Raw genomic sequence first — 25802 nt, forward strand, 5'->3', positions numbered from 1 at the left:
AATACCGGGATCAGGCCCTACAGGAAGCCGCATAACGGCTACCATTAAACGCGTCCAAGTTTCGGGGCGCAGTTCACAACGAGGCCGGGGCTTGGCGTGGGTCACTTGCCCTGGTTGGCGACCGCGGCGATCTTCGCCTCGGCCTCGGGATCCAGGTAGGTGCCGCCCTTCTTGATGGGCTTGAGGGTCTCCTCGTCGAGCTCGTACACCAGCGGAATACCGGTGGGGATGTTGACGCCGGCGATGTCCTCGTCGGAGATCTCATCCAGGTGCTTGACGATGGCGCGCAGGGAGTTGCCGTGCGCGGCGATCATGACGGTCTTGCCGGTCTTGATCGCGGGAACGATGGCCTCGTCCCAGTAGGGCAGCAGACGCGCGATGACGTCCTTGAGGCACTCGCTCATCGGAACAGGCTCACCGGCGTAGCGGGGATCCTGATCCTGCGAGAACTCGGAGCCAGCCTCGATGGCGGGCGGAGCCACGTCGAAGGAACGGCGCCACAGCATGAACTGCTCCTCGCCGTACTCGTCGCGGATTTCCTTCTTGTTCTTGCCCTGGAGCGCACCGTAGTGACGCTCGTTGAGGCGCCAGTTGCGCTCAACGGGGATCCAGTGGCGATCGGCGGCGTCGAGAGCCAGGTTCGCGGTCATGATGGCGCGACGCAGCATCGACGTGAACAGGAGATCCGGGAGAACGCCGGATTCCTTGAGGAGCTCACCACCGTGGGTAGCCTCCGCGCGGCCCTTGTCCGACAGCGGAACATCCACCCAACCGGTGAAGAGGTTCTTTGCATTCCATTCGCTCTCGCCGTGGCGGAGCAGCACCAGTTTGTAGCTCATGTCTCCATTCTTCCACAGGTGGAGGCACCCCTCATACATCCCGTGGGGTTGATCACGCCACAGCTTGGACACTTCTCCACCTCACGGCTCACCTTCCCGCCCAACTCACCCGCAAGCCGCGCGCCCTCAATCAGACTCAGACCCCGGGCATACCCTGATTCACCCCTGACTCACCCGACATTTACCCCTGACATCCTTGACATTCCGCGGTTTTACATGATTACCGGAACAGTGTGCGCCCCTCGTATTTTCCCGTACGGTTAACTTCATGAACATCACACGACGCACCCTGGCAGCCTCCACTCTCATCGCTGCGACCGCTCTCGCCCTCGGCGCCTGCGGCTCCTCGAAGCCCCAGGCCACCGATGCATCCCCCGCCGCGGACCCGACGACCCCGGCGGCCACCCAGTCGGCCACGGCCTCGTCCGTCCCGACCGTGTCCGGATACCGCCCCGGCGAAATCCCGGCCATCCCCCTGTTCTCTGTTCCCTCCGTCGACGTCTTCGCCTCCAACGCCGATAAGGCCATCGTCGACTCCGCTTCCAAGTCCCTCAACACCGTCCCCGGCGTGACCATCTCGCCCGCCAAGTGCGACGGCACCTCCCTCGTGTCCGGCTCCACCGTCTTCGGCGGCGACGGCTCGGTCGTCTCCTCCTCGGACAACGGCACCGTCGTCAACGACGGCCAGGGCGGCGGCACGATCACCGAGGGCCCGATCTCGATCATCTACGGCGGCGACGGCTCCGGCACCTACTCCAACGCCGACACGATGGTGTCCCTCGTCGTGAGCACCGACGGCTCCGGCACCTACTCCACCCCCACCACGAGCATCGTCCTGGACGGCCAGGGCGCCGGCAACTACTCCAACTCCTCCACCTCGGAAACCATCACCGTCGAAAGCGACGGCTCCGGCGTGTACTCCAAGGGCACCGTCACCATCATCAACAACGGCGACGGCACCGGCAGCTACTCGGACGACAAGCTGACGATCCAGAACAACGGCGACGGCACCGCGACCGTCAACGGCAAGGAAGTGAAGGACGCCCCGAAGGTCGACAAGCTCGGCAAGCTCGGCAAGTTCCCGCCCGTCGCCAACCTGAAGCCCGTGGAATCCTGCGGCACCGTCATCACCCTCGAAGATGGCGTCCTCTTCGACTTCGGCAAGTCCGACATCCGTCCCGAGGCCGCCCAGACGATCAAGTCGCTCGCGACCGTGCTTTCCAGCAACAAGGTCCCCGCGGCCCACGTCTACGGACACACCGACTCCGTCTCGGACGAGGCCTTCAACCTGCAACTCTCCCAGGAGCGCGCGGACGCCGTCGTGGCCGAACTGAAGAAGGATGGCGTGAGCTCCACCCTGGACGCGACCGGCTACGGCGAGTCCAAGCCGGTGGCTCCCAACGAGAACGCCGACGGTTCCGACAACCCCTCGGGTCGCGCGCTCAACCGCCGCGTCGAAATCTTCATCCCCGCCTTCTAGTACCCCAACTAGGGCTTACCTACGACCGATCAACGAAAAGGAGACACCATGTCCCTGAAGTCCCTCCTTCCCGCTGCGGCCGCTCTCGCCGTCGCCACCATGGCCCTCACCGGCTGCTCCCAGACCGCCAACGTGTCCGGCGGCGACTCCTCCGCCCCCGCGGCTTCGTCCGCCCCCGAGGCCTCGAGCAACCCGAGCACGGACACCAAGACCGACGCATCCAGCGACTCCGGCAAGTCGGACACCTCCAAGGACTCCGGCAAGTCCGACGCCGCCGGCACCTTCACGATCGACGAGTCCAACACGCACGTCGAGATCCCCGCGGGCACCAAGACCGTCGTCATCAACGGCTCGAACAACCACATCGAGGGCGAGGCCGTCTCCGAGATCACCGTCAACGGCTCCGCGAACGCCATCGCCGTGAAGTCCGTCCAGAAGGTGTCCTTCACGGGCTCCAACAACTCGGTTCAGTACGAGGAGGGCAACGCCCCGCAGACCGGCGCCGACTCGGGCGCGAATAACGCCGTCACCAAGGGCTGACGCTGTGCACGAGTGAGGGTGGTGCGCTTGATGCGCACCACCCTCACTGCATGAATACAAATTGTGGGTACGCGCACTGCATACCCACAATTTGTATGACTAATGTCAGGCCTGAGCCTTGCGGTATTCCTCAACAACCTCAGCGGGAATACGTCCACGCTCGGACACGTTGTGCCCATTTTCCTTCGCCCACGCACGAATCTTAACGTTCTCGAGGCGCTGAGTGGGGTTGCCCGCATTGCCGCGGCGACGGGTCGAACCCGTCTTACGGCCAGCCTTGATGTACGGCTGAATTGCTTCGGCAAATTCCTCGAAATGAGCGCGGTTCAGGTCAATTTCATAGGACGCGCCGTTGAATGCAAAACGGACGGTCTGGTCGGCGGGGGTGCCGTCGAAATCATCGACGACTTCCACAATCTTCTTCGTCTTCTTCACGATGTCGTTCCTTTCAGGGAAATGAGAGTCGGAATTAATAAAATGCCTCATTCACTACAATTAGGGTAACTCACAATTGAGCGGAATTGTCAACAGAAAATTTAAATCGAACGTGACGTACACTGCACCGATTTATTGATCTGACTAATTGAAAGTTATACTCGTAGGCAGCCCGAGGCCTGTTCGGCCTCACCAAGAAGCAGCACCGAACGAGGAGAAACCGTGAGCAGAGCACACCACCCCCGAGCGGCGGCCTGGGAGCTCTACTTCACCACGACGGCTCGCCTCACCGAACGCATCGAAGCCGCCCTCAAGTGCCAGGCGGGTCTGTCGATGCCCGAATACTCCGTGCTGCTCATGACCGACCGCGCCGGCGAGGAAGGCATCCGCCCCTCCCGCCTCGCTCACCAGGTTGTTTTCTCGCGCTCACGCCTCACGCATACGATGAAGCGCCTCGAATCCCGCGGCCTCATCGAGCGCCGCCCGTGCGAGGGGGATGGCCGCGGAGGCCTCGTCTCCCTGACGCCAGCCGGCAAGACCCTCTTCGACGAGGCCGCCCTGGTCCAGCGCGACGTCATCCGCCGCCTGTTCCTCAACGACATCACGCCCGAGGAGATCGACATGCTCACCGGCCTGTTCTCGCGCGTGAGCGAGCGCCTCGACTCCGACACGCCATGTCCGTGAGCACGCGCCGCCTCGCGGTCGCGACCCTCCTCACAGGGCTGGTTGCTGGCCTCGTCGGCCTCACGTGTAAGCACATCCTTCACTGGATTCAGGCTCTCGCCTGGGACATGGACGCAGGCACGCTGCTCGAAGCCGCGAGCACCGCCTCCCCCACCCGCCGCATCCTCATTCTCACCATCGGCGGGCTGATCGGCGCCCTTTCCTGGTTCCTGCTGTTCCGCCGCGATAAGGCCATCACCTCCGTGTCGGCCGCGGTCGACGGCACACCCATGCCTCCCCTGCGCGCTTCCTGGCATGCCCTCACTCAGATCGTCATCGTGAGCTTGGGAGCATCCGTCGGACGCGAGGTCGCACCGCGCGAAATGGCCGCCGCCTTCAGCGCGGCCGTCGCCGACCGGCTCGGCCTCACCCCCAAGGATCGCCGCATCATCGTCGCCTGCGCGGCGGGCGCGGGCCTGGCCGCGGTCTACTCGATCCCCCTGTCGGGCGCGATCTACACGCTCGAGATCCTCCTCGTCTCCCTGTCCGCGCGCGCCGTCGCCCCCGCGCTCATCACCTCGGGGATCGCGGTCCTCGTCTCCACGGGATTCACGAGGCCGGCCTTCTTCTACACGGTCCCCACCCTCACGCCGTCGCTGTCATTGACGGTCTTCGGCGCGCTCATGGGGCCGGTGCTCGGCGCCGCGGGATGGGTCTTTAAAGAGGCCGTCGCACGCACCGGCGCGATCCGACCGCGCGACTGGCGCATCCTCATCACCCTGCCGCTCGCGTTCGTCGTCGTCGGCCTGGTCTCCACACGCATTCCGTCGGTGCTCGGCAACGGGCAGGCCAGCGCGCAGACGCAGTTCGATGCGACGTGGGCGGCCGGCGCGGGCCTCGCGTTCGCGCTGTTGGTCCTCCTCGCCAAGACGGCCACCACGTTCCTGACGATCGGCGCGGGAGGCTGGGGCGGCGTCCTCACCCCCGCAGTCGCTCTCGGCGCGGGATTGGGGGCCGTCATCGGGCTGCCGTGGGCGACCGCGTGGCCGGGTTCCGAGATCGCCGCCTTCGCGTTCATCGGCGCGGCAGCGTTCCTTGGTGCCTCCATGAAGGCGCCCTTCACGGGGCTCATCCTGGTCATCGAGTTCACCGGCCAGGGCGCCACGATCCTCGTTCCCGCGGTCCTCGCCGTCGGTGGCGCGACGGCCGCCGCAAGCTGGCTGAGCCGCCGGGCTTCACTGGGCCGCCAACCATAGCCGCCTCTGACAGTCGCTGTGTACATCCGGATAGGTTGTTCGCATCCGGATAGCTTAAGCGCATCCGGATAGGTTATTAAGCTATCCTGATGTTTGTTACCTATCCGAATGTTTGTTACCTATCCGGATGTTTGTTACCTATCCGGATGTTTGTTACCTATCCGCGTGGGCACTCGTTCGGCTCCCGAGCCACCCCGGCCTCGTCCCCACCCTCAAAGTCGCACGTAATTCGTCGACCAATACTTCGAGTTTTGAAATGACATGCCCGGAATTGCAACGTTTCTGGGCGCACTCAAAAACTGACCGAGTTAAATTACGTGCGAGATTTGTGGGGAACCCAAGACATCGGAGACGTCGGAGCGACACCAGAGAGACACCAGAGAGACGCCAGAGAGACGCCAGAAAGGCATCAGATCTGAGCGAGCGCCTGATCCAAGTCCGCAATCAGATCCTGCGCGTCCTCCAGGCCGACCGCCAGGCGCAGGAGCGTGCCGGGCACGCCCCCCACGCCGCCCACGCGCGTCGAATGGGTCATGATCGCCGGGTGCTCGATGAGGGACTCCGGCGCACCCAGTGAGGCAGCCAGGGCAAAGATGCGCGTGCGCGTCGTCAGCTCGATCGCCGCCTCCTCGGTGGCGACCTGGAAGGAGAGCACTCCTCCCACGCCGGCCGGGTTCTGCCTGCGCGCCAGCTCGTAGCCAGGGTCCGAGGCCAGCCCCGGATAGTGGACCGCGCTCACCTTGGGGTGGGACTCCAGGAACTCGGCAACCCTCTGCGCGTTCGCGCAGTGGCGCTCCACGCGCAGCGCCAGCGTCTTGAGGCCGCGGTGGGCCAGGTACGTGTCGCGCGGGGAGGGCACGTGCCCGAGGGCCATCTGCAGCTTGACGGCCTCGGCGGCGCCGTTGCGCTCGCCGAAGAAGGGCTCGACGTGCGCGGGCAGCTCCAGGCCATCGCGCAGGATGAACGCACCGCCGACCACGTCGGAGTGGCCGCCCACGTACTTGGTCGTGGAGTGCACGACGACGTCCGCGCCCAGCTCGAGGGGACGCTGCAGGACCGGCGTCGCAAAAGTGTTGTCCACGATCAGCAGGCCGCCGACCTCGTGCGTGAGGGCCGCAATCGCAGCGATATCCGTGACCAGCAGGAACGGGTTCGAGGGCGTCTCCACCCACACGATCTGCGGGCGCGACCCACGAATCACCCGCTCGGCCTCGGCCAGGTCGGTAAGGTCCACAGCCTCGGAGGTGATGCCCTCGGCGGGCTTGATGACGCTGAGGAGCTTGTGGGTGCCGCCGTACACGTCTGTCGAATGCACGACGTGGTCGCCGGGGCGTGCCAGCAGGCGGATCACCGTGTCCTCGGCACTCATGCCCGACGGGAACGCGAAGCCGTGCGTCGCCCCCTCCAGGGCCGCGAGCGCGCCCGCGAACGCGTTGGTCGTCGGGTTGCCGCAGCGCCCGTACTCATAGCCTTCTCGCAGCTCGCCGGGCCGATCCTGCACGAACGTCGATGCGACGTGAATCGGAGGCACCACGTCACCCGTGATGGGGTCCGGGTCGAACCCGGCGTGGATGGCCAGCGTGGAGAAGGTCGTACAGTCAGGCGTGCTCATGCCTCCACGCTACGAGGCCGGGGCCGCATCCGCCGGAGGGTTTCGTTCGGCGGTCAATTGTGACAGCGCGCGCCTACACCCAGCCGGCCAGCGCGATGCGCGCCTGCTCCTCCAGCGACGCGACCGCACCCTCGGAGTCATTGCCCCACGCCACGTAGTGGAAGTCCCCTCCCCCGGCCTCGACGAAGGTCTCGCGGTTGAGCTGGTCGATCTCCTCGAGCGTCTCCAGGCAATCCGCCATGAAGCCCGGGCAGATGACGTCCACGCGCGGGCACTTCGCGGCACCCAGCTCGGCCATCTCCTCGATCGTCTGCGGGCCCAGCCACTCGGCGCGGCCAAACACCGACTGGAAGGTGGCCGTCAGAGACCCCATCGCCAGGCCCAGGCGAGACTCGAGGGCGGCGACCGTGCGACGGCACTCGGCACGGTAGGGGTCCCCGGCCTCGTCCATGGCGACCGGAATCGAGTGGAAGGACACGACGACGCGGTCCCCCGTCAGGAAGTTCGGGCGGCCCACGCGCTCCCAATGGCGCTCGAGGGCGGTCGCGAGCGCGTCGATGTACGCGGGGGCCGCGGGGAAGGAACGGTGCAGGCGCAGCTCGAATCCGTCGCGGTTGCGCCCGATCCACTGCGCGACCGCGTCGTTGATCGTCGCCACCGTCGAGGCCGCGTACTGCGGGTAGGCCGGCAGGATCGCCACCCGGCGCACACCCTGCGCATGCAGGCGGTCCAGAACCGAGCCGATCGAAGGCTGTCCGTAGCGCATCGCGACCTCGACGCGCACACCCGGCAGGCGCTCGCCGAGGAGGCGGGCCTGCTCGCGGGTGTAGTGCATGAGCGGCGAGCCCTGGTCCATCCAGATGCTGCGGTACTTGTGGGAGACCTCGCGCGGGCGCACGCGCAGGATGATGCCCTCCAGGATGGGCTTCCACAGGAGCGGGCTTATCTCAATGACGCGGCGGTCGGAGAGGAACTCGCGCAGGAATGCACGCACCGGGCCGGGCTCGGGAGCGGTCGGCGTCCCCAGGTTGACGAGGACGAGGGCGGGGCGGGCTTCGCCGGTGTGCATTTCGCCGGTCTGCGCTGCGCCGGTCTGCACGCGGATCGAGGTCGAGGTGGTGGCTGCTACGTCCTGGGAGTTCGTCACGCCACCAGCCTAATGTTCGCGTTCTGCCATGTCGCTGACGCTGTGTCACCTCCCGGGGCGCGTTGGCACTGCTTGCACGCACAAGGGTGCCCCGCCTGCAAGAGGCGGGGCACCCCACGTTGTTTGATGCGAGCCTAGGCGACTCGCGTCCTCCTCACGGAGGAGTCAGGCTCAGGCCTGGCCGTTCTGCGAACGGATGAACCACGCCTGCTGCTCGAGACGACGGATGTAGTCGTTGAGGATGTCGGCGGAGGCGGAGTCCTCGGCGTCGACCTTCTCGTGCACGTCGCGCATGGTGCCGACGGTCGCGTTGATGGCGGCGACGGCGAGCTCCTCGGCATCATCGGTCTTGATGATGGTCTCGGGGATGGTCGGCAGGGTGTTGCGCTGGGCGACGACCTCGGGCAGGCCGTTGGGGACGACCTGGAGGGCGCGCATGCGCTCAGCGATCTCGTCGGAGGCCTCGCGGGCGATGTCAACGACGTCGTCCAGGAACAGGTGCAGCGAGCGGAAGCCGTCGCCGGTGATGTTCCAGTGCAGCTGCTTGCCCACGAGGGACAGAGCGGTCACGTCGGTGAGGACCTTCTGCAGGTTGCCTGCGAGAACGTCGGAAGCCTTGAAGCCGGTGGACTCAACGGTCATGTTGTTTCTCCTCTGCATGTGTATTCGGTACGGGGCTTGCCCTTGTGGGGCTATGCCCTTCAGACACATCCATCTTGGTCCTTTAGTCCCGCGATTTCTAGTGCTAACAGCCCTTTAGTCAAATGTTTCACTATCTCGTTGCTGTGAGGGAATATTCCTCGGATTTCAGCGTTTTATCGTCATTGACGCTTACGTTTTCCGGGCCAGGTTCGCCTAACCAATCTTGCCCGAGGCCACGGTTGCCTCCTGCGGTTGGGGGCCGACATTTGGGCCGTGAGACCTACAGGAGCACGACGGCGCAACGCGCCGATATGCAACCGAAGCTTCAACAAACCCCTCTCACGCGCACAACACACCTCGCGGGTGCCGATTCGCCCAAAACGCAGACCACTTCACCACTAGCAGCCCGTTGTCAGCGTTTTTCACCGAGGTGGTCTGCGGTTCGGGCGCCCCACCACCGCAAACCGCGGCCGCGCCGCCGCCAGTCGGGGGGAATTGCACTACACGGGGGTTCGACACGCCGGCGACACGCCGCAAGAAGGCTTCGTGTAGTGCAAAACCCCCACCGCCACCAACCTGAAGTGCGCCGCATCGACTACAAGTCCTGGGCACAGCACCGGTCGGCGCGAAAAAGTTCGCCCAACACCGCCCCTCCAGTGGCATTTCCGCGAAAAAGTTCGCCCGGCACGGCCCCTCCGGCGGCTCTTCCGCGAAATAACTCGCCCAGCACGCGTAAAAACGTCGAATTTGGGCCATTTTGAGCGCACAGGGCGAACTTTTTCGCGCTTTCACGATCTAACAGCGACGTAGGGAGAACTTTTTCGCGCGTGCAGACGTAGGCCCTCCAGTGCACTACCCATCAGCGACCCGACCCAACTGGTATGGAGGGCACCGGAGGACCCGGAGAGCCCAGCCGCAGTGCCCATGAGCAGCGCCAGGGCACTGCCATAAGCCCACCAACCGGCACAAAGACTATGCGAGAGCACAACACAACTCTCCCAACAAGAACCGCACCGGGCCCCTCCGGTACAAAACTCTCCCCGCACTCCCCTTCTCACCGCATGTCCGGTACAAAATTCTCCCTGCTCGCCCGAAATGGCCCAATTTCGCGCTTGTTCTGCATGCAGGGAGAATTTTATACCGTTCTCACCACCAAGAAGCCAAGCAGGGAGAATTTTGTACCGAACGCAAGGCAGAGATCGAGCTAGCCAACACAACAACACTCCAGGCACCACAGGTATGAAGCAGAAGGCACCGGAGGAACCACAGGACCCGGCCGCGGCGCAGGCTGCGGCCGGTTCGCAGGGCCAGCATCGGTTGGCGGGGCTAACGCCAGACAAATTTCGCACGTAATTTATCTCGGTCATTTTTTGAGACCTCGCGAAAACGTTGCAATTCCAACGATACTAATTCAACGTTTGAAACAGCGAGACGGGAATTACGTGCGAAATTGCTCAGACGGCGGCAAGGCCTGCTCAGCACATATTCGCAAACATTCCCCCGCGCACACTTCACACTTCGACATGTAATCGTTGAAATTCCGGGCTTCGAGACGACGCGCCACCACACACAGCGCCGCAGGCGCCGCCGGTGTGGAGGGCACCGAAGAGATTGGTGGGCCAGGCCAGGCAGCGGTGCCCGTGGGCGACGGCAGGGCCTGGCCGGGCTTCAAGATCGATCACTCCGAGCCGAAGGCTCGCGTGTGGCGATCTCGCGGGCGGGCCGCCGCCCACGGGCGCACAAAGCAGCCCGGCCCAAACACACAAGCAGCACCCGGAACACCAGCGGTGCCACAATCCACAACCAACACCGCAACACCACACGCGCATACGAAAACGCCCACCCGTTACCGGGTGGGCGCATCTGAGCCGCCTGTGGGAATCGAACCCACGACCTATTCATTACGAGTGAATCGCTCTGCCGACTGAGCTAAGGCGGCCGCGCCTGCCGTTCCACCGTCTCCGGGGCGTGCAGGCAACGGCACAACTCTACTGGACACATCGCGCCGAGCGCAAACCAGGACACCCCACAACGGGATGTCGTGGGTCACGTCTCTACTGGCACATGAGGCCGTCGGCGGGGACGGTCCCCTTCACGAAGTACTCCTCGACGGCGCGTGTGACGCACTGGTTGGCGCCGCGACGGTACGCGGTGTGGTTCCATCCTTCGACGGTGACGAGAACGCCGCTGGAAAGCTGCCCGGACAGGCCCTGTGCCATGGAGTAGGGGGTCGCCGGGTCGTGGGTGGTACCGATGACGACGATGGGGGCGGCGCCCTGGGCGGTAATGCGCGAGCGCTTAGCATGCTTCGTCGGCCAGGCCTCGAGGGCGGCCGACGGGTAGCCCACGTACTTGCCGAGGATCGGCAGTTCACTCTTGAGGGTCGCGACCTGCGCGGCCCACTGGTCGATGTTTCCTTCGGGCGTGTAGTCCAGGTTGTTGATCGCGTTGATGGCGTCCGTGGAGTTGTCCTGGTAGGTGCCGTCGGGGTTGCGCGAGTTGAGGGTGTCGGCGATGGCCAGCAGCCCGCTGCCGTCCCCCTTCTGCCACGCCATGCCAAACGCCTGGGTCAGCTGCGGCCACCATTGGGTGTTGTACATGGCGCCGGTCAGCGCGGTGACGGCCAGGTTCTCGGTGAGGGGACGCGCGGGGTCGTGCGTGGACATCGGACTGTCTTCGAGGGAGTCGAGGAAGGAGCGCACGGTCTGGATGCCCTCGTCGAGGCTGCGTCCCATCGGGCAGGTGGACTGGGTGGCGCAGTCGGAGATCCAGTGTTGGAGGGAGGCGTCCAGGCCGCGCATCTGGAGGGCCGAGACCTCGTTCACGCTGAGGGTGGGGTCGAGGGCACCGTCGAGGACGAAGCGGCCGACGCGCTCCGGGAAGAGCCCGGCGTAGGTGGCGCCGAGGAAGGTGCCGTAGGAGTAGCCGAGGAGGTTGAGCGTCTCCTGGCCGAGGACGGCTCGCACCATGTCGAAGTCGCGGGCTGCGCTGACGGTGTCGATGTGTTCGAACAGGCTACCGGAGTGTTCGCGGCAGCCCGCCGCGACGGTGCGCGAGTCCTCCTGGGCGGCTGCGACCGCGGACTGGGGGGATTCGTCGCCGGTGTCGATGTCCTCGTCTTCGCCGGCGTTACGTTCGTCCTTCTCCGCGTCGGTCATGCAGAAGACGGGGGTCGAGTCGCCGACTCCTCGCGGGTCGAGGGCGACGATGTCGTAGGACTTAACGATGGCCTCGCCGATTCCCTGCGCCGCGTAGTAGGGCAGCGCGGAGACGACGGCGCCACCGGGGCCGCCCGGGTTAATGAAGAGGGCGGGCGCGCCGTCCACGCCGGAGCGGTGGATGGCGAGCGCGAGGGTGATCTGGTCGCCGTCGGGGTTGGACCAGTCGAGGGGTGCCTTCAGGAACGCGCACTGGTACTCGCTCGCGTCGGAGGAGTCGACGCCCTGGTAGGAGTCAAAGGTTCCCTGCGCGCACGCGCCCCAGGAGATCTGCTGCTCGTAGTAGGACTGGGCGGAGCCCGACTGGACCGGGATCGGGGCGGACGAGGAGGTGGCCGTCGTCTGGGGTACCGGACCCTTGCGCTGGGTTCCGTAGTAGCCGATGACGGTCAGGACGATCGCGACGACGGCGAGGATAGCGACGGCGCCGGCCGCGATGGAGCGAGTCTTCATGGCCCCGATTGTAACGGAGAAACGCCGGGTCAGTTTTCACGCCTGGGGGCGCAACGAAATCGCCATGTCTTCGAGGACCAGCAGGGGGTTTCCGTTCGACACGAGGCGCTTGCGAGCGGTTTCGATGTGCTCGACGCGCGCGAGGGTCTGGCGGGGCGTGGAATCGCGGGCAATCTGGCCCACCAGGTCGGCCAGATCCGTGTTGATGAGTTCGCCGTCCCCGCCCACTTGGACCATGAGGACGTCGCGGTAGATCGCGAGCAGGTCGATGAGGGCGCGGTCGATCGCGTCGGTGAGCGCGCGCTTGGAGCGGCGCTTCTGGTCTTCCTCGAGCTGGCGGATCATCGTGCGCGAGGCCTTGGTGGCGCTCTCGCCTTCGTCCATGCCGAGCTGGCGCATCAGTTCGGCCTTTTCGCGGGCGTTGCGTTCGCTGACTTGAGCGTCGGCCTGGGCTTTCGCGGTCTCGAGGAGGCGGTCGGCGGCCATGACGGCCTCGCCGACGCTGCGCACGGACGCGGGGGCGGTGATGATGGCGCGGCGGCGTTCACGCATCTGGGGGTCGCGGGCGAGCGCGCGCGCCAGGCCGATGTGAGACTGGGCGGCGCGCGCGGCCTCGAGAGCGACCTCGGGGGTAGCGACGCCCTCGCGCACGAGCAGGTCGGCGACCGCGCTGGCAGTCGGGATACGCAGGCCGAGGTGGCGGCAGCGCGAGCGGATCGTGGCGATCATGTCCTCGGGGCTGGGGGCGCACAGCAGCCACACGGTGTGCTCGGGCGGCTCCTCGATGGCCTTGAGCAGGGCGTTCGCGCCGGATTCGCCGAGGCGGTCCGCGTCCTCGACGACGATGACGCGCCACAGCCCCTGGGAGGGCGAGGACTGCGCCTGCAGCACGAGGGAACGCGCGGTCTCCACGTTAATGATCGAGGTCTCGGTGGCGGCGAAGACGACGTCGGCGTTCGTGCGGCCCATCGTCGTGCGACATCCGGCGCAGTGGCCACACCCCACGGTCTCGCCCGTGCACTGCAGGGCTGCCGCGAAGGCGCGCGCAGCGACGGAGCGACCCGAGCCGGGAGGGCCCGTGATGAGCCACGCGTGGCTCATGGAACGCGCGTCGTCGGAGTCGTGCGCGCCACCGCGGGAGGCGACGATCGCGCGAGCGGAGGCAGCAGCCTCGGAGAGCTTAGCGACCGCCGCTTCCTGCCCGACCAGCGAGGACCAGACGCTCATCATTCATCCCAGAGCGCGCCCTGGGATTCGCCCAGGGCTCCCACCATGGTGGCGGGCTTGCGGGCGCTGCCCTTGTCCGCGTTCTTCTGACGCTGCTTCTCAGAGTCACGATCAGTCTCAGGCGCTGCGGATGTTTCAGACGCAGCGGGCACCTCAGATGAGGACGAGGCCGGGGTGTCCCGAGCGGGCGCGGGAACAGAGTCGGAGGCCTCGTCGATGGTGACGACCCCGCCCTCGAAGCGCTCGACGAGGACGCCGCGGATCTCGGAGAAGACCTCGTCGACCGTGCCTACCGCGTCGATGACGACGAAGCGGTCGGGCTCGGCGTCCGCGAGGCGCAGGTACTCGTGGCGCACGCGCTCGTGGAAGTCCATGGACTCGCGCTCCATGCGGTCCGGGGCGTCGGTGCGGCGGCGCGCACCGACCTCCGGGGGCAGGTCCAGGAGGAAGGTCAGGGACGGGTAGAGGCCGCGGGTCGCCCACGCGCTCAGCGAGGCGATCTCGTCCACGCCGAGGGAGCGGGCCGCGCCCTGGTAGGCCAGGGAAGAGTCAATGTAGCGATCCCCCAGCACGACCGCGCCGCGTTCGAGGGCGGGGGCAATAACCGTGGCGACGTGATAGGCGCGGTCAGCCGCGTACAGGAGGGCCTCCGTGCGCGCGTCGACGTCTTCGGGGCCGTTTTGCACGAGGCGACGGATCTCCGTGCCCAGCTCGGTGCCGCCCGGCTCGCGGGTGACGACGACCTCGCGGCCACGGCTCTCAAACCAGTCGCGCACCGACTGGATCTGCGTGGACTTCCCCGAGCCGTCGCCACCTTCGAAGGTGATGAACACTCCTCGCGCTGCCATCAGCTGTCCTTCTTCGTCGCGGCCTTCTTGGTGGCCGTCTTCTTCGCGGTGGTCTTCTTCGCCGTCGTCTTCTTGGCCGTCGTCTTCTTGGCCGTCGTCTTCTTCGCGGCCGTCTTGCGCGTGCGCTTGGGGGCCGGGCCCTTGGCGCGCTTATCTGCCAACAGCTCGTAGGCGCGCTCGGCCGTGAGGTCCTCGACCGTCTCGGCGCGCGGCACCGTCACGTTGGTCTCGCCGTCCGTCACGTAGGGGCCGAAACGGCCGTCCTTGACGGTGACCTTCTTGCCCGAGATCGGGTCCTCGCCAAACTCGCGCAGCGGCGGGCGGGCCGTGCCACGGCCGCGGGTCTTGGGCTGGGCATAGATGGCCAGGGCCTCGTCCAGAGTGATCGTGAGCAGCTGATCCTCGGAGGCCAGCGTGCGCGAGTCCGTACCCTTCTTCAGGTAGGGGCCGTAGCGGCCGTTCTGCGCGGTGATGACCTCGCCCGAGGCCGGGTCCGTGCCCACCTCGCGGGGCAGGGACAGCAGATTCAGCGCATCCTCGAGGGTGACGGTGGCGATGTCCATGGTCTTGAACAGCGAGGCAGTGCGAGGCTTGACGGCGCTCTTCTTCGTCTTCTTCGCGCCCTCCTCGGCGCCCTCAGACGCCTCGGGCAGGACCTCGGTGACGTAGGGGCCGTAGCGGCCGTCCTTGACGATGATCGTGTGGCCGGTCGCGGGGTCGACGCCCAGCTCGCGGCCGTCGTCGGCGGCGCGGGAGAAGAGCTGATCGATCAGCTCATCCGTCAGCTCGTCGGGGGCGACCTCCGGCGGCACGTTCGCGCGCGTCCCGTCGGCCTTTTCCATGTAGGGCCCGTAACGGCCCACGCGCAGCGTCACGCCGCGACCCAAGTCGATCGAGTTGACGGCGCGCGCGTCGATGTCGTCGCCGAGGGAGGCGACGTCGTGGCGCAGGCCGCCATTCTCACCCGTGCCGTCGGGGCCGAAGAAGAAGCCGGTCAGGAACTCCGTGCCGTTCTCCTCGCCCGCGGCGATACGGTCCAGGTCGCCCTCCATCGAGGCCGTGAAGTCGTAGTCGACCAGGTTCGCCAGGTTCTCCTCGAGCAGGCGCGTCACAGAGAAGGCCAGCCACGTGGGCACCAGGTACTGGCCGCGGTGCGTCACGTACCCGCGGTCCCCGATCGTCTGGATGGTGGCCGCGTAGGTGGAGGGACGGCCGATGCCGAGATCCTCCATGGTCTTGACCAGCGTTGCCTCCGTGTAGCGGCCCGGAGGCTGGGTCTCGTGGCCGTCCGGGGTGGCCTCGGTCAGCGTCGCGGGATCACCCTCGGCGACGTCCGGCAGGGTCTTCTCCGCGTCGTTCTTTTCCGCGTCGTAACGGCCCTGGTCGCGGCCCTCCTGGTAGGCCAGGCGGAAGCCCGGGGAGGTGATAACCGTGCCCGAGGCCGAGGACAGCACGTCGTGGCGCGCACCGTCGACCTCAATGCCGGTGAGCACGCGGATCGTCGCCGTGTAGCCGAGCGCGTCGGCCATCTGCGAGGCGACCGTGCGCTTCCAGATCAGGTCGTACAGGGCCAGCTGCTGCTTCGACAGGGAACCAGCCACCTCGCCCGGCGTGCGGAAATGATCGCCGGCGGGTCGGATCGCCTCGTGCGCCTCCTGGGCTCCCTTCGACGTGGTGCCGTACAGGCGCGGGGACTCAGCCACGGCCTCGGCCCCGTAGAGCTGGGTGGCCTGCTCGCGGGCGGCGTGGATCGCCTGGCTGGACAGCGCCGTGGAGTCGGTACGCATGTAGGTGATGTAACCGGACTCGTAGAGGGACTGGGCGGTGCGCATCGTCGAGGACGCGTTCCAGTGCAGCTTGCGCGACGCCTCCTGCTGGAGGGTCGACGTCGTGAAGGGGGCGGCCGGGCGGCGACGGTAGGGCTTGCGGGTCACCGAGTCGATGACCGAGGCCGGGGCGTCCGACAGCGCGCGGGCGTACGAGCGGGCCGTGGCCTCGTCCAGATGGAGGACGCCGGCCTTGACGGCCTTCGCGCTCAGCTCGCCCTTCTCGGAAAAGTCGGAGCCGGTCGCGATGGCGTGGCCGTCCACGGAGGAGACGCGCGCGCCGAAGGCCTGGCCCGCCGACGTGAACGCCGTGTCGATTGACCAGTACTGGGCGCTCACGTGCGCCATGCGGTCACGTTCGCGGGCGACCACGAGGCGCGTGGCCACCGACTGCACGCGGCCAGCCGACAGGGACGGGCGGATCTTGCGCCACAGGAGGGGCGAGACCTCGTAGCCGTAGAGGCGGTCGAGGATGCGGCGAGTCTCCTGCGCGTCCACGAGGTCGGTGTCCAGGTCGCGCGTGTTCTCCAGGGCGCGCTGGATCGCTTCCTTCGTGATTTCGTGGAACACCATGCGGCGCACGGGAACCTTCGGCTTCAGGACCTGCAGGAGGTGCCACGCGATGGCTTCACCCTCGCGGTCCTCATCAGTTGCCAGATAGAGTTCGTCGGACTCCTTGAGGAGCTTCTTGAGTTCGGTGACCTTTTTCTTCTTATCCGGGTTCACCACGTAGTAGGGCTTAAAGCCATCATCCACGTTGACGGCGAAGCGGCCGAACGGCCCCTTCTTCATGTCCTTGGGCAGCTCGGAAGGCTGCGGGAGGTCGCGGATGTGGCCGATCGAGGCGGTCACGTGGTAGTCGGGACCCAGGTATCCCTCGATGGTGGCCGCCTTCGCAGGAGACTCCACGATCACGAGCTTCGTCGCTGACATTGCCGGTCCCTTCCGTCGCTTCCCCAGTATTTGTAGCACCCTCACCCGCGGTTCACCCGGCGAGGCATCTGGGATGGACCTTACCGCGTCCCACCCACATCTGGGTACCGGTGCCGCTTCCGCGCGTCTCACGCCGCCCGGGTTTGACATTGACGAGGCCGTGGCGGATTCTCGCGCGCGGGCGCGCCCGGGCGAGGCGCCGGTGGGCTCATCCGGCGATACCTATACATAGGGGGAAGCCCCGGCCTCGTGCCGTATCCCCGCGACACCCATCGTTTGTGTGACGGGCACGTCATCGGGCAGAATCGTGAACGTGAGTTTCCTGTCCGGTATCCCCTTCCCCGTGTGGTTCGCCATCGGGTGCGTCGTCGTACTCCTGCTGAATCACTACGTCAAGCAGGCGGCCGCGCGCGCGAAGGGCGCCGTTCCCGCGCCGCGCGACGTGCGCAAGGCCGGCAAGGAGAAGGACTGGAACAAGCTCAACGAGCACCACACCCCGAAGGTCCACGGCAAACGCGAGGACATGGCGACCGACCCTCGGGCGCGCCTGCTCGCCCCGTCCATGGTGTACGCGCTGTGTAACGGCGACCCGGTCAACGAGCTTGCGCTGTCGGCCCCGGAGGCCACGAAAACCATGATGGAGCACGACTGGGGGATCACGGACCGCGAGGGACTCATCCGCCAGCTGTATTCACTCCTGCGCGCGGGGCAACGCGAGGGTTTCGCGTCGCTGCGCGAGCGCTGCCAGAAGAAGTCGTGGGCCGAGTCCGAGATCGCGCGCCTGAGCAAGACTGCCGACTCGTCGATGGAGGACTGGGAGAGCCGCTGGCGTATCCGCCGTTTCTTGGACAACGACCGCGGCATTCAGACCCTGGATTTCGCCGCGTGGGATTTCCTGCGCGCGGCGAATCTGACGCGCGCGGGCGCGGGCCTCGGCTGGCTCAGTGAGGACGAGGCCTGGGATACCTTCGCTCTCATCAACCGCGCGCTACAGCACTCGTATTCCTCGTGGGACGAGGCCTGGGAGGCCTACCGCACGACCCGCTGGCTGTGGGCCGCCGAGGGAGACGTGCAGACCGCGGCCAACGACCTGCATGACCGTAACCGAGGCGAGTTCCTCCTCGGCGCGTCGGGCCTGTGGACGGCGATCCCGTGGGACGCCCCCTACCCGACGACCCGTTTCCTGCTGCTCGATGCGCTCGCCGACATGGGTGCGCTGCGACTGCTGCAACCCTCGGCGTGGCGCTACGCGTCGGCGTGGGAGCAGTACCTGGATGCGCACGCACGCACCCGCGCCCCCATGTCCATCGGCGGCAAGCCGATCGTCCAGTAGCGACGCCGCGTCGAAGGTTGGATGGGCTGGTTGAGAGCGCGCACATCAGCAGACCGGAGACACGCACCCTCACACCCTGTACAATGTTCTGTACATAGGCGAGCAGAGGAGCACCCATGAAGATCATGACCTACACCGAGTCGCGCGCACGCTACGCCGAGGTCCTCGACCAGGTCGTCAACGACCGCGAGGAAATCGTCATCACCCGACAGGGTCACGAAAGCGTCGTCATCATGGCCCTCGACGAGTACGAGTCCCTCATGGAGACCGTCTACCTCATGCAGTCCCCCGCGAACGCCCGCCACCTGCGCGAATCGATCGCGCAGCTGCGACATGGCAACCTCGAGGAGCACGATCTCATCGACATCCCTGACGAGGAGAACTAACGATGCTCAAAGTCTTGTGGACCCCACACGCCTGGAACGACTACGTCTGGTGGCAGTTCGAGGATCGCAAGACCCTCAAGCGCATCAACGCCCTCATCAAGGACATTCAGCGCAACGGGAACGAGGGGATCGGCAAGCCTGAGCCCCTCCACTACGAGTTCTCCGGGTACTGGTCACGCCGGATCGACTCACGGCACCGCCTGATCTACCAGATCAGCGACGACGGCAAAGCCCTCTGGATCATCTCCTGCCGCTTCCACTACGGCCAGTAGCAACCTACGCACCTGAGACACCCGTCGCTCATCTACCCCCGCTGTGCTCGCACGGCGCCGAGCGCCTCAGCCGCCTCGCGCGCGAGATCAGTCGGGGCATCAGGCAGCGCGTCGAGCGCCCGCAGCGCCTTGGCGAGCGTACTCGCCCCTTTCATCTTTGGGCGCAGCTCCTCGGGCACGCTCACCCTCATGCCATAGTCGCCCGCGAGCGCCACCAGGGCCTCGACCATACGATTCGCACCCCGGATGCCAACGAGCGACGGCAGCAGGGCGGCGATGGTCTGCGCGACGCGGTAGCCTGCCAGGGCAGAAACGGACGCGCAGTCGCTCAGCGTCTGGGTGACCCGCCCGGGACCGAACCACCCGTTGCGCAGCAGGTAGCCGATCTCCTCAGCCATGGCAGCCGGGTCGTACCGCCCGGTGTCGGCGAGGCGTGCGATGGCCTCGGCGGCGATGGCCCTGTAGTGTGCCTGCGCGGCCGTGGACGCCCACGCCAGGGCCGAGTAGGTGGGGGAACCCGGCGTCCGCCATCCCTCTCCCAGCGCGCGCACGATGACCTCGAAGGCGGTGATGACCTGCGGGAACTTGAAGAACGCACCCTGGAGGACAGGCATCGCGTGGGCGGCCAGAATGTCCGGGTTGTGCTGGAGGGCCCAGGCAGCCCACGCGTAGGCGACGCCGCTCGACCGGTAGTCCCCGGATTCCAGAAGCCGCCCGGTGAACTCGGGAGCCACCCCCGCGACGTTGGCGAGGGCACCCGCCAGCGAGTCCTCGCCGGTTGCCAGGGTTTGCCCGGGGATCGCCCACGTCTCGTGCATGTCATCCGTCTTGGTGTACTCGCCGTGTACAACGCTCACCGGCTTCTGGTAGGGAGCGCGGATGATCTGCCGCTCCCATTGCACCTCCATAGGTTCGAGCGGCTCGGTCAGGATCGGGTCGAAGCGGTACATGTCCTGACCGTTCGGCTTGTCGTAGGGCTTGTCACCGCAGGCGACACGCAGCTGCTCGTGGAGGAGCGCAACCGGGCCTCGGTGTTGCTCCCACTCGCTGCCCTTGCGCAGGTAGCCGCGGAAGTGCCCAGCCTCGGGCGCGTCCTTCACATCCACGTCGCGCAGGAGCCGCGAGGCCAGGTAGGACAGCTGGTTGGCACCCTTCCAGTTGGGGGCGCTGCGCCAGTACCTGGCGAGCAGCGTCTTGTCGGCCTCCGCCAGCTCGATACCCTCACCGCTGATGCGCGTCAGGAGCGCGGGCAGGGCGGCGCCCGCGGACGCGTCCTCGAAGAGGGCGTGCAGCGCCGCGACGGCCACGTCGTTATCGGCGGGCAGCTCGACGGTGTGCGACGTGCGCGGCAAGTCCGCGGCGGGGGCGTCCGGGAACATCCACGAGGCCTGGGCCCCCTCCCCGGGTTCACGTCCCCGGGCGGTTGCACCGGGGGCGGCCGACCCCGCAGGCCCGGCCCCGGCCTCGTCCCCACCGTCCCCGGAACCGTCAGGGTCCCCGGACGGAGCGGAAGCCGGGACGAGCGCGGCGACGCGGTCTCGCAGGTCGAGGGGGAACTCGGCGGCACCCACGACGTCGCTGACGGCGGCCGCGCACCCGGGATGAGCCTTGACGAGGGCGGCGAGCAGGCGCAGGTGTGCGCGCTGCAGCTTCTTCTCAGAGCGGGCGAGGACCTGCGCGCTGGCCTGCACGAGCGCGCCCGCCTGCTCTACCGTGAGCTCTCCAACGAGGCCAAGGAGAGCCTTCTGTGCCAGGGACACCGTGGACGAGGGCTCGGCCCCGAGCAGGGCGATGAGGTCCGCGGCCGCCGCGAGCCTTTCCTCGCGCGTCGGTTCGAGCGCCTCCCAGGCCCGCGAGAAGACGCGGGCGTTATAGGCGGAGAAGTCGCGCCTCTGGGCGGCCAGACACTCGGAGAGGATACGGGGCCGCAGATGCGGGAAGCGCGTCGCCATGTAGCGGACGAGGTCGTGGCTGTGCAGGCGCTCGAAGTCACCGCCGGGCGCGGAGGGGTCCTCGCGGTACATCCACACGAAGAGCGCCGAGCCGGGCAGGGCACCCTCGACGCGGAAGAACTCCCAGAACTCATGGTCCAGGAAGGTCGGGTTCTCCTCGAAGAAGCGCTGCGTCTCATCCGAGGTGGGGTGAGGCGCGGGAATGATCCTGCGCGCGAAGTACTCCAGGGAGGGCGCGGTGGTCAGATACACTCCACGCTCGGCCAGGAGGGAGCGGTAGGTGTGCCAGAAGGCAACGCCGCCGGGGCTCCCGGCTGCCTCCTCGAGCCACTCACTGCTCCGCCCAGCCGCGCCGCGCCTGTGGGCGGCGAGCAGACGCTCCAGGTCCGCTCCCTCGCGCGGGTCGCCGCCGCGGCGGCCCGACCAACGGGCTCCGTAGTCATCACCGGCGTCGTCGCTCCCGGCCAGGGCGGCGCGCAGAAAAACGCACAGACGCACCGTGTCCTCTGGGACTGCGTCCCACTCCCACTCGACGACGGGCGGGACGAGGCGCGCGAAGGGCACGGACTTAACAAGAGAGCGCCGATCCTTCTCCGAGGCCCCCTCCAGCACCCGCTCGTAGGCGTCGATGGCGCTCTCCCCGGCGGTGAGGAGGCGCTTGAGGGCCGCGCGGCGATCGGCCAGTGTCATGGAGGTGGTCATTGGCCCATCTCCTTCAGCGTGTGCGCATACTTGGCCGCCTGTGAGGACCCTCGGAAAAGGCCGAGCCAGCCGATACACTCCTCGCCGAGCGGCGGTGCCCATCCCTCGGCCTGCGCCCGTGCGTACTGTGCAGTAACGACGCCCAGCAACTGCCCGATGCCCGTGCGCCCTCGCTCGAGCGCGGGCAGCAGCGTGAGCGCCAGATCCAGCGCGAGGCGGGGGTCCACGTCCCCCAGATCCCCGAAGGCCTGCGCCCACCGGTTCAGTTTCACGGTGTGCGCCACGGCCTCGAAACCAGACACAACCTGGTCGAAGACGAGGTCACCGCGCGCCACCAAGGCGGCCAGGGCCTCGACGCCGAGCGCGCGCGACTCGACCTCGCGCTCGCCCATCGCCTGTCCAAGGAGCTGGGCGGACAGCGAATCCCAGCGCCCGCCGTGCTCGCACAGGGCCCGGTAGCAGTCGGCGGTCAGCTGCGTACTGTCAAGCACATACCACTGCGAGGCGATCAGGCAGACGGCGAAGTGACGCACCGACGCAGGGTAGAGATATCGGTGAGCAGTAAAATCACCCGAGGCGCTCGCAATATCCGCGAGCGCGCCCAGCTCAGGGCCTGTCGCGCCCGTATCTGCGCCGACGACGCGCGGGAAATAGAAGGCGTAGACCGGCGATCCGTCGCGCGCGACCTTGGGCTTCCCGGACTCATAGGCGGGGCGCCCTTCCCACGTCACGGCGAGGGAGGACAGATAGCCCTCAACACGTCTGCGCACCACCCCTTCAAGGGCGAGACGGATGCGAGCCGCGGCGGGCAGCTCCGCCTCCCGCTCCTCCACAAGCGCGAGCGCGGCCGCGCAGTCCGGGTGCTCGACGTCCACGCGCAGCAGCGCCTGGGTGAGATCGGCGGGTAGCGGCGAGGCAGCCCCGTTGTCCAAAGCACGGCGCACGAGGATAAGCGGGTTCACAGCTCCGCGATCGTCGGTGGGCGTGGCCAGGAGGTCGTAGTGCCGTCCACGCTCGACCAGGCCCGCAACTTCGATGATGCGCTCTCGCAGAAGGGTCGGCATATTTTCCGTTTCCAACCAGGCAGTGCCAGCAGCCAGCGGGTTCTCCGCGCCCTCCCCTCCCCCATCGAGGGCTATCTGCAGGAGAGTTCCGAGCATGCGCTCGTACCCGAATCTGCGCGTGGTCAGGCGCCGCACAAGCGGGCGCAACGATTCCAGCACGGCCGGGTCGAATTCTGGGGAAGCGAGGAAGGCAAGCAGCAGCTCGTATTCGAGCCCCATCTGCGCGCCCTGCGCCAGGACGCCGATCCGACCAACCACGTCGTCGGCGCTCATGGGAACCAGGTCCGTCACCTCCCGAGGAGGCGGCAGGAAGGCGGCGGGAGCCTGCTCGCCAGTGTCCTCCTCGGGGACGAGGCCGGGGCTGGTCTGGCCAGTCGCCGTATGCCCAGGGTCGAGGAGGGTGATCGTATCGGCGACGAGCGGGTCCAACTCCGCATCCGACAGGAGGCGGCCGACCGCTGCGGAGTCGAGGAAGCCCGATCGCAGCGCGTCACTCGCCAGCTCGATGGCCAGAGCCTGCACCTGCGCATGCGGGAAAGACAGCGCGATCGCCAACAGGGGTTCGATGCCGCCGGGACTCAGGACCTCGAGATCACCGCGCAGGATTGTCAAGGCTGCGAGTGCGTTGGCCTTCGACCCCATGAGCGCTCCCTCGCAGCTGCGCGCAAACAGCTCAAGGTCGAGGCGACCAGCCCTGGCGAGGGCGGACAGGTGCCCGACCGCCAGGGTCACGGTTGCCCCGACGGGAGACGACATGAGGGCACACAGAGTCGACTGCCGCGCCTCGGCCTCGTCAATGGTCATGGCGAGCAGGCGCAGGGTGCGCGAATACCACCCGGCACGCGCGGAGGGCAGGTCGGCCGCCAGCATCTCCAGGAGGGCGTCGAGCAGACGATCACGTTCGATGAGCCCCTCATTGACGCTCGCTTCGAACGTGCGCGACCAGCCGGGCGTTTGCTCCGAGCCCATCGAGGCAGAACGGTCGGAGGAGGACAGCGACACGCCGCGGTTGCCTTCCTGGCGCAGCATCCCCCACGCCAGCTCCTCACGCAGCTCCCGATCGGCACGCATGAGGGGCAGCTGCAGTCCGGGTTCGAGGCCGATGAGCGCCGTCAGGTACCGCTGATCGTGGTCGAGGGCCAGGTCACCGTGCAGTTCGGCCAGGCGCAAGAATCCGATCCCCTTGAGCCAAGCACCGGTGACCCTGGAGCTGACGTCCAGGTCATGGGCCGTGGGCGGGCCCTCGTTGATCTCGAGCATGCGCGCGTAGACCTGATCGAGTGTCCACTCGCCTGGGTGGGCCTCGGTCCACAGGTGCAGTCTCCAAAAGTCCGCACATTCATCCAGCGTGGTTGGCCGCCAGAACGGATCCGACTTCTCACTCATTGATCCTCCTTGATCAGCGTGGAGACGGCGAGGACGTGCTTGCAGGGGCCCCGCCCGCCCCTGTGTTTCATCCACCATGGGCAGGTGCAGCGGTACTCGCCGATGGCGTAAGGGTCGGCGGGCACCTCCACCCGGTAGCGGTTTGCACCCGAGGCGACACGGAAGCGCGCCCCCTCCTCGTGGGTGACCGCGCCGCGCTCAATGAGCATGCGTGCCCCGACCAGGCGCGGATGCATAGCGGTGAGGGCGTCGGGACGCACAGGCAGAGGACGGTGAAAGTAGGCGCCCTCGGTGACGTCAAAGCCAACCTGACCACTCGAGGCCAGGAGTGCCAGGCCGCCGGCCACCCGGTCGGGGGCCAGTCCGGAGCGCGCGGCCATGAGCTGCGTGTCGATGCGAGGCTCGAAGGAGAGCAGGGCGGACAGCATATCCGCGTCCTCCTCGACGCGCGGATCCCCCAGGGACGCCAGGACCGCCCCCTCCCCCGAGAAGCCGCGCGACTTGGCGGGGCTGAGCCCCACGCTCAGTCGCGCGCCGGGCAGGCGAGCGACCCACAGGGAAGCGACCGGCTCACTGCCAGCATCAACGTCAGGCCCGTAGGCCTCGAGCGAGGTGATGAGATGAAGAAGTGGCTCGAACACGCGCAGGCGCTCGGGGCCAGCGACGCACGCGGCCCCCGGCGCGGGCCGGGTCCCCAAGCGCAGACCGCGCACGGCCCGCCCCGCCCACATGACCGTGCCCGTCGCGCTGGACCTGGGCAGGCCTCGGATGAAGGCGCGTGCCTGCGAGGTATTCAACGCGTGCAGCGGCATCATCGCGGAGGAGAGCATCTGCGTCTCCGCGAATCCCTTGAGCCAGCGCAGGGACAGCGGCACCTTCTCCTCCGTGACCTCCTCGTCCAGAGTCGTGGCCGTCAGCCCCTCCTCGCCGACACCCAGATGCAGGGGTTCCCCGGCGCGCAGGGACGCCAGGGTAGCACGCAGCGGCTGGTTCACGTCCACGTTGGTCACGCCGACCGCGCAGTGGGTGGCATCCAGGGCCGAGGACTCCACGTCGAGCCGCGCGTACACACCGCAGCAGACGCTGAAGGACTCGAAGCGCAGGCCCTCGGCCGTGCTGGTCACGACCGGGTCGAGCATCCCAATACGTGTCAGCCCTCCGCCGGGCGCGACGACCATGCCGGGCGGCACATAGAAGCGGGTGCGCGCCACTCGTGCGACCGCGAGCAGGCCGGCGGCCACCACGTCGGGACGCTCCATAAAGCCCGAGAAGAAATAGGGATGCGTGGCCTCTCCCTCGGGGGTGGACCCTCCCGAGGTGGCCAGCGCGAGCCCCGTACCCTCATCCAGGCGCGAGGGGGCACCGTATCGGTAGGCCAGCTCGTAGTCCATGTCGCTCCTTCGCGTGATTGTGGCGTCAGGCTAACACAGGGGTCCCACATCTGGAGTCGGCCTCGTGCACTCCCGTTTCCGCGCTGACGACACCCCTGGAATGACGCCACAAAGTCCACCTGATACAGCGAGGCGCCGCGGCCATCGAGGCCGGCGCCTTCGCCGTCATTGTCGGCACCGCGATCACGCACCCCACG

Annotated in this window: 19 protein-coding genes and 1 tRNA gene; 7 read left to right on the forward strand and 13 right to left on the reverse strand. The window is 67.1% G+C overall.

Going from position 1 to position 25802, the window contains the following annotated elements:
* Positions 1–101: 101 nt before the first annotated feature.
* Entirely contained in the window at positions 102–839 is a 738-nt protein-coding gene (locus QP415_RS09665; protein ID WP_021612715.1) for a phosphoglyceromutase, read from the reverse strand.
* 268 nt (positions 840–1107) lie between these two features.
* On the opposite strand from QP415_RS09665, the gene QP415_RS09670 reads away from it, so the two are divergent.
* A complete protein-coding gene (locus QP415_RS09670; protein WP_285099854.1) occupies positions 1108–2319 on the forward strand; it encodes an OmpA family protein in 1212 nt (403 codons plus the stop codon).
* A gap of 48 nt (positions 2320–2367) precedes the next feature.
* Positions 2368–2859 (forward strand): DUF3060 domain-containing protein, encoded by a 492-nt coding sequence (locus QP415_RS09675; RefSeq protein WP_285099855.1) that lies wholly within the window; start codon positions 2368–2370, stop codon positions 2857–2859.
* Positions 2860–2964: 105 nt separating this feature from the next.
* Here the strand turns inward: QP415_RS09675 and QP415_RS09680 are convergent, their stop codons facing one another.
* Positions 2965–3294 (reverse strand): histone-like nucleoid-structuring protein Lsr2, encoded by a 330-nt coding sequence (locus tag QP415_RS09680; protein WP_285099857.1) that lies wholly within the window; start codon positions 3292–3294, stop codon positions 2965–2967.
* A gap of 222 nt (positions 3295–3516) precedes the next feature.
* Here QP415_RS09680 and QP415_RS09685 point away from each other — a divergent pair, with 222 nt between their 5' ends.
* Entirely contained in the window at positions 3517–3978 is a 462-nt protein-coding gene (locus tag QP415_RS09685) for a MarR family winged helix-turn-helix transcriptional regulator (RefSeq protein WP_285099858.1), read from the forward strand.
* A complete protein-coding gene (locus tag QP415_RS09690; RefSeq protein ID WP_285099859.1) occupies positions 3969–5213 on the forward strand; it encodes a chloride channel protein in 1245 nt (414 codons plus the stop codon). Before QP415_RS09685 ends, QP415_RS09690 begins: the two co-directional genes overlap by 10 nt.
* Before the next feature lie 409 nt (positions 5214–5622).
* Here the strand turns inward: QP415_RS09690 and QP415_RS09695 are convergent, their stop codons facing one another.
* The 8 genes from QP415_RS09695 to topA all read right to left on the reverse strand — a co-directional run bounded on the left by QP415_RS09695 (position 5623) and on the right by topA (position 17119).
* Positions 5623–6825, reverse strand: a complete 1203-nt coding sequence (locus QP415_RS09695) for a PLP-dependent transferase (RefSeq protein ID WP_285099860.1) — start codon at positions 6823–6825, stop codon at positions 5623–5625.
* A gap of 73 nt (positions 6826–6898) precedes the next feature.
* A complete protein-coding gene (gene hemH / locus QP415_RS09700; protein ID WP_285099862.1) occupies positions 6899–7972 on the reverse strand; it encodes a ferrochelatase in 1074 nt (357 codons plus the stop codon).
* 171 nt (positions 7973–8143) lie between these two features.
* Positions 8144–8614 (reverse strand): Dps family protein, encoded by a 471-nt coding sequence (locus QP415_RS09705; RefSeq protein ID WP_285099864.1) that lies wholly within the window; start codon positions 8612–8614, stop codon positions 8144–8146.
* A gap of 1866 nt (positions 8615–10480) precedes the next feature.
* Positions 10481–10553, reverse strand: a tRNA-Thr gene (locus QP415_RS09710).
* A gap of 115 nt (positions 10554–10668) precedes the next feature.
* Positions 10669–12285: an alpha/beta hydrolase gene (locus QP415_RS09715; protein WP_285099865.1), complete on the reverse strand. Its 1617-nt coding sequence runs from the start codon at positions 12283–12285 to the stop codon at positions 10669–10671.
* Between the two features lie 36 nt (positions 12286–12321).
* Entirely contained in the window at positions 12322–13515 is a 1194-nt protein-coding gene (locus QP415_RS09720; protein ID WP_285099867.1) for a DNA polymerase III subunit delta', read from the reverse strand.
* The gene (tmk, locus tag QP415_RS09725; RefSeq protein WP_285099868.1) at positions 13512–14360 is read right to left on the reverse strand and encodes a dTMP kinase; all 849 of its coding nucleotides are present in this window, start codon (positions 14358–14360) and stop codon (positions 13512–13514) included. The genes QP415_RS09720 and tmk overlap by 4 nt, the downstream gene beginning before the upstream one ends.
* A complete protein-coding gene (gene topA, locus QP415_RS09730; RefSeq protein ID WP_285099870.1) occupies positions 14360–17119 on the reverse strand; it encodes a type I DNA topoisomerase in 2760 nt (919 codons plus the stop codon). Before topA ends, tmk begins: the two co-directional genes overlap by 1 nt.
* A gap of 307 nt (positions 17120–17426) precedes the next feature.
* Between topA and QP415_RS09735 the strand changes: the two genes are divergently transcribed.
* The 3 genes from QP415_RS09735 to QP415_RS09745 all read left to right on the forward strand — a co-directional run bounded on the left by QP415_RS09735 (position 17427) and on the right by QP415_RS09745 (position 19110).
* Positions 17427–18452: a DUF1266 domain-containing protein gene (locus QP415_RS09735; protein WP_048677172.1), complete on the forward strand. Its 1026-nt coding sequence runs from the start codon at positions 17427–17429 to the stop codon at positions 18450–18452.
* A gap of 116 nt (positions 18453–18568) precedes the next feature.
* Positions 18569–18838, forward strand: coding sequence for a type II toxin-antitoxin system Phd/YefM family antitoxin (locus QP415_RS09740; protein WP_003791869.1), 270 nt, complete (start codon positions 18569–18571; stop codon positions 18836–18838).
* A gap of 2 nt (positions 18839–18840) precedes the next feature.
* Positions 18841–19110, forward strand: coding sequence for a Txe/YoeB family addiction module toxin (locus tag QP415_RS09745; protein ID WP_048677173.1), 270 nt, complete (start codon positions 18841–18843; stop codon positions 19108–19110).
* A gap of 32 nt (positions 19111–19142) precedes the next feature.
* Here the strand turns inward: QP415_RS09745 and QP415_RS09750 are convergent, their stop codons facing one another.
* The 3 genes from QP415_RS09750 to QP415_RS09760 are packed head-to-tail and all read right to left on the reverse strand — an operon-like array spanning position 19143 to position 25605.
* The gene (locus QP415_RS09750) at positions 19143–21764 is read right to left on the reverse strand and encodes a DUF6493 family protein (RefSeq protein ID WP_285099872.1); all 2622 of its coding nucleotides are present in this window, start codon (positions 21762–21764) and stop codon (positions 19143–19145) included.
* On the reverse strand, positions 21761–24214 hold the full coding sequence (locus QP415_RS09755; RefSeq protein ID WP_285099873.1) for a DUF6493 family protein: 2454 nt from the start codon (positions 24212–24214) through the stop codon (positions 21761–21763). The genes QP415_RS09750 and QP415_RS09755 overlap by 4 nt, the downstream gene beginning before the upstream one ends.
* Positions 24211–25605 (reverse strand): SWIM zinc finger family protein, encoded by a 1395-nt coding sequence (locus QP415_RS09760; protein ID WP_285099874.1) that lies wholly within the window; start codon positions 25603–25605, stop codon positions 24211–24213. The genes QP415_RS09755 and QP415_RS09760 overlap by 4 nt, the downstream gene beginning before the upstream one ends.
* Positions 25606–25802: the final 197 nt, after the last annotated feature.

Origin of the sequence: Pauljensenia sp. UMB3104 (genome assembly GCF_030217285.1) — a bacterium.
GTDB lineage: Bacteria > Actinomycetota > Actinomycetes > Actinomycetales > Actinomycetaceae > Pauljensenia.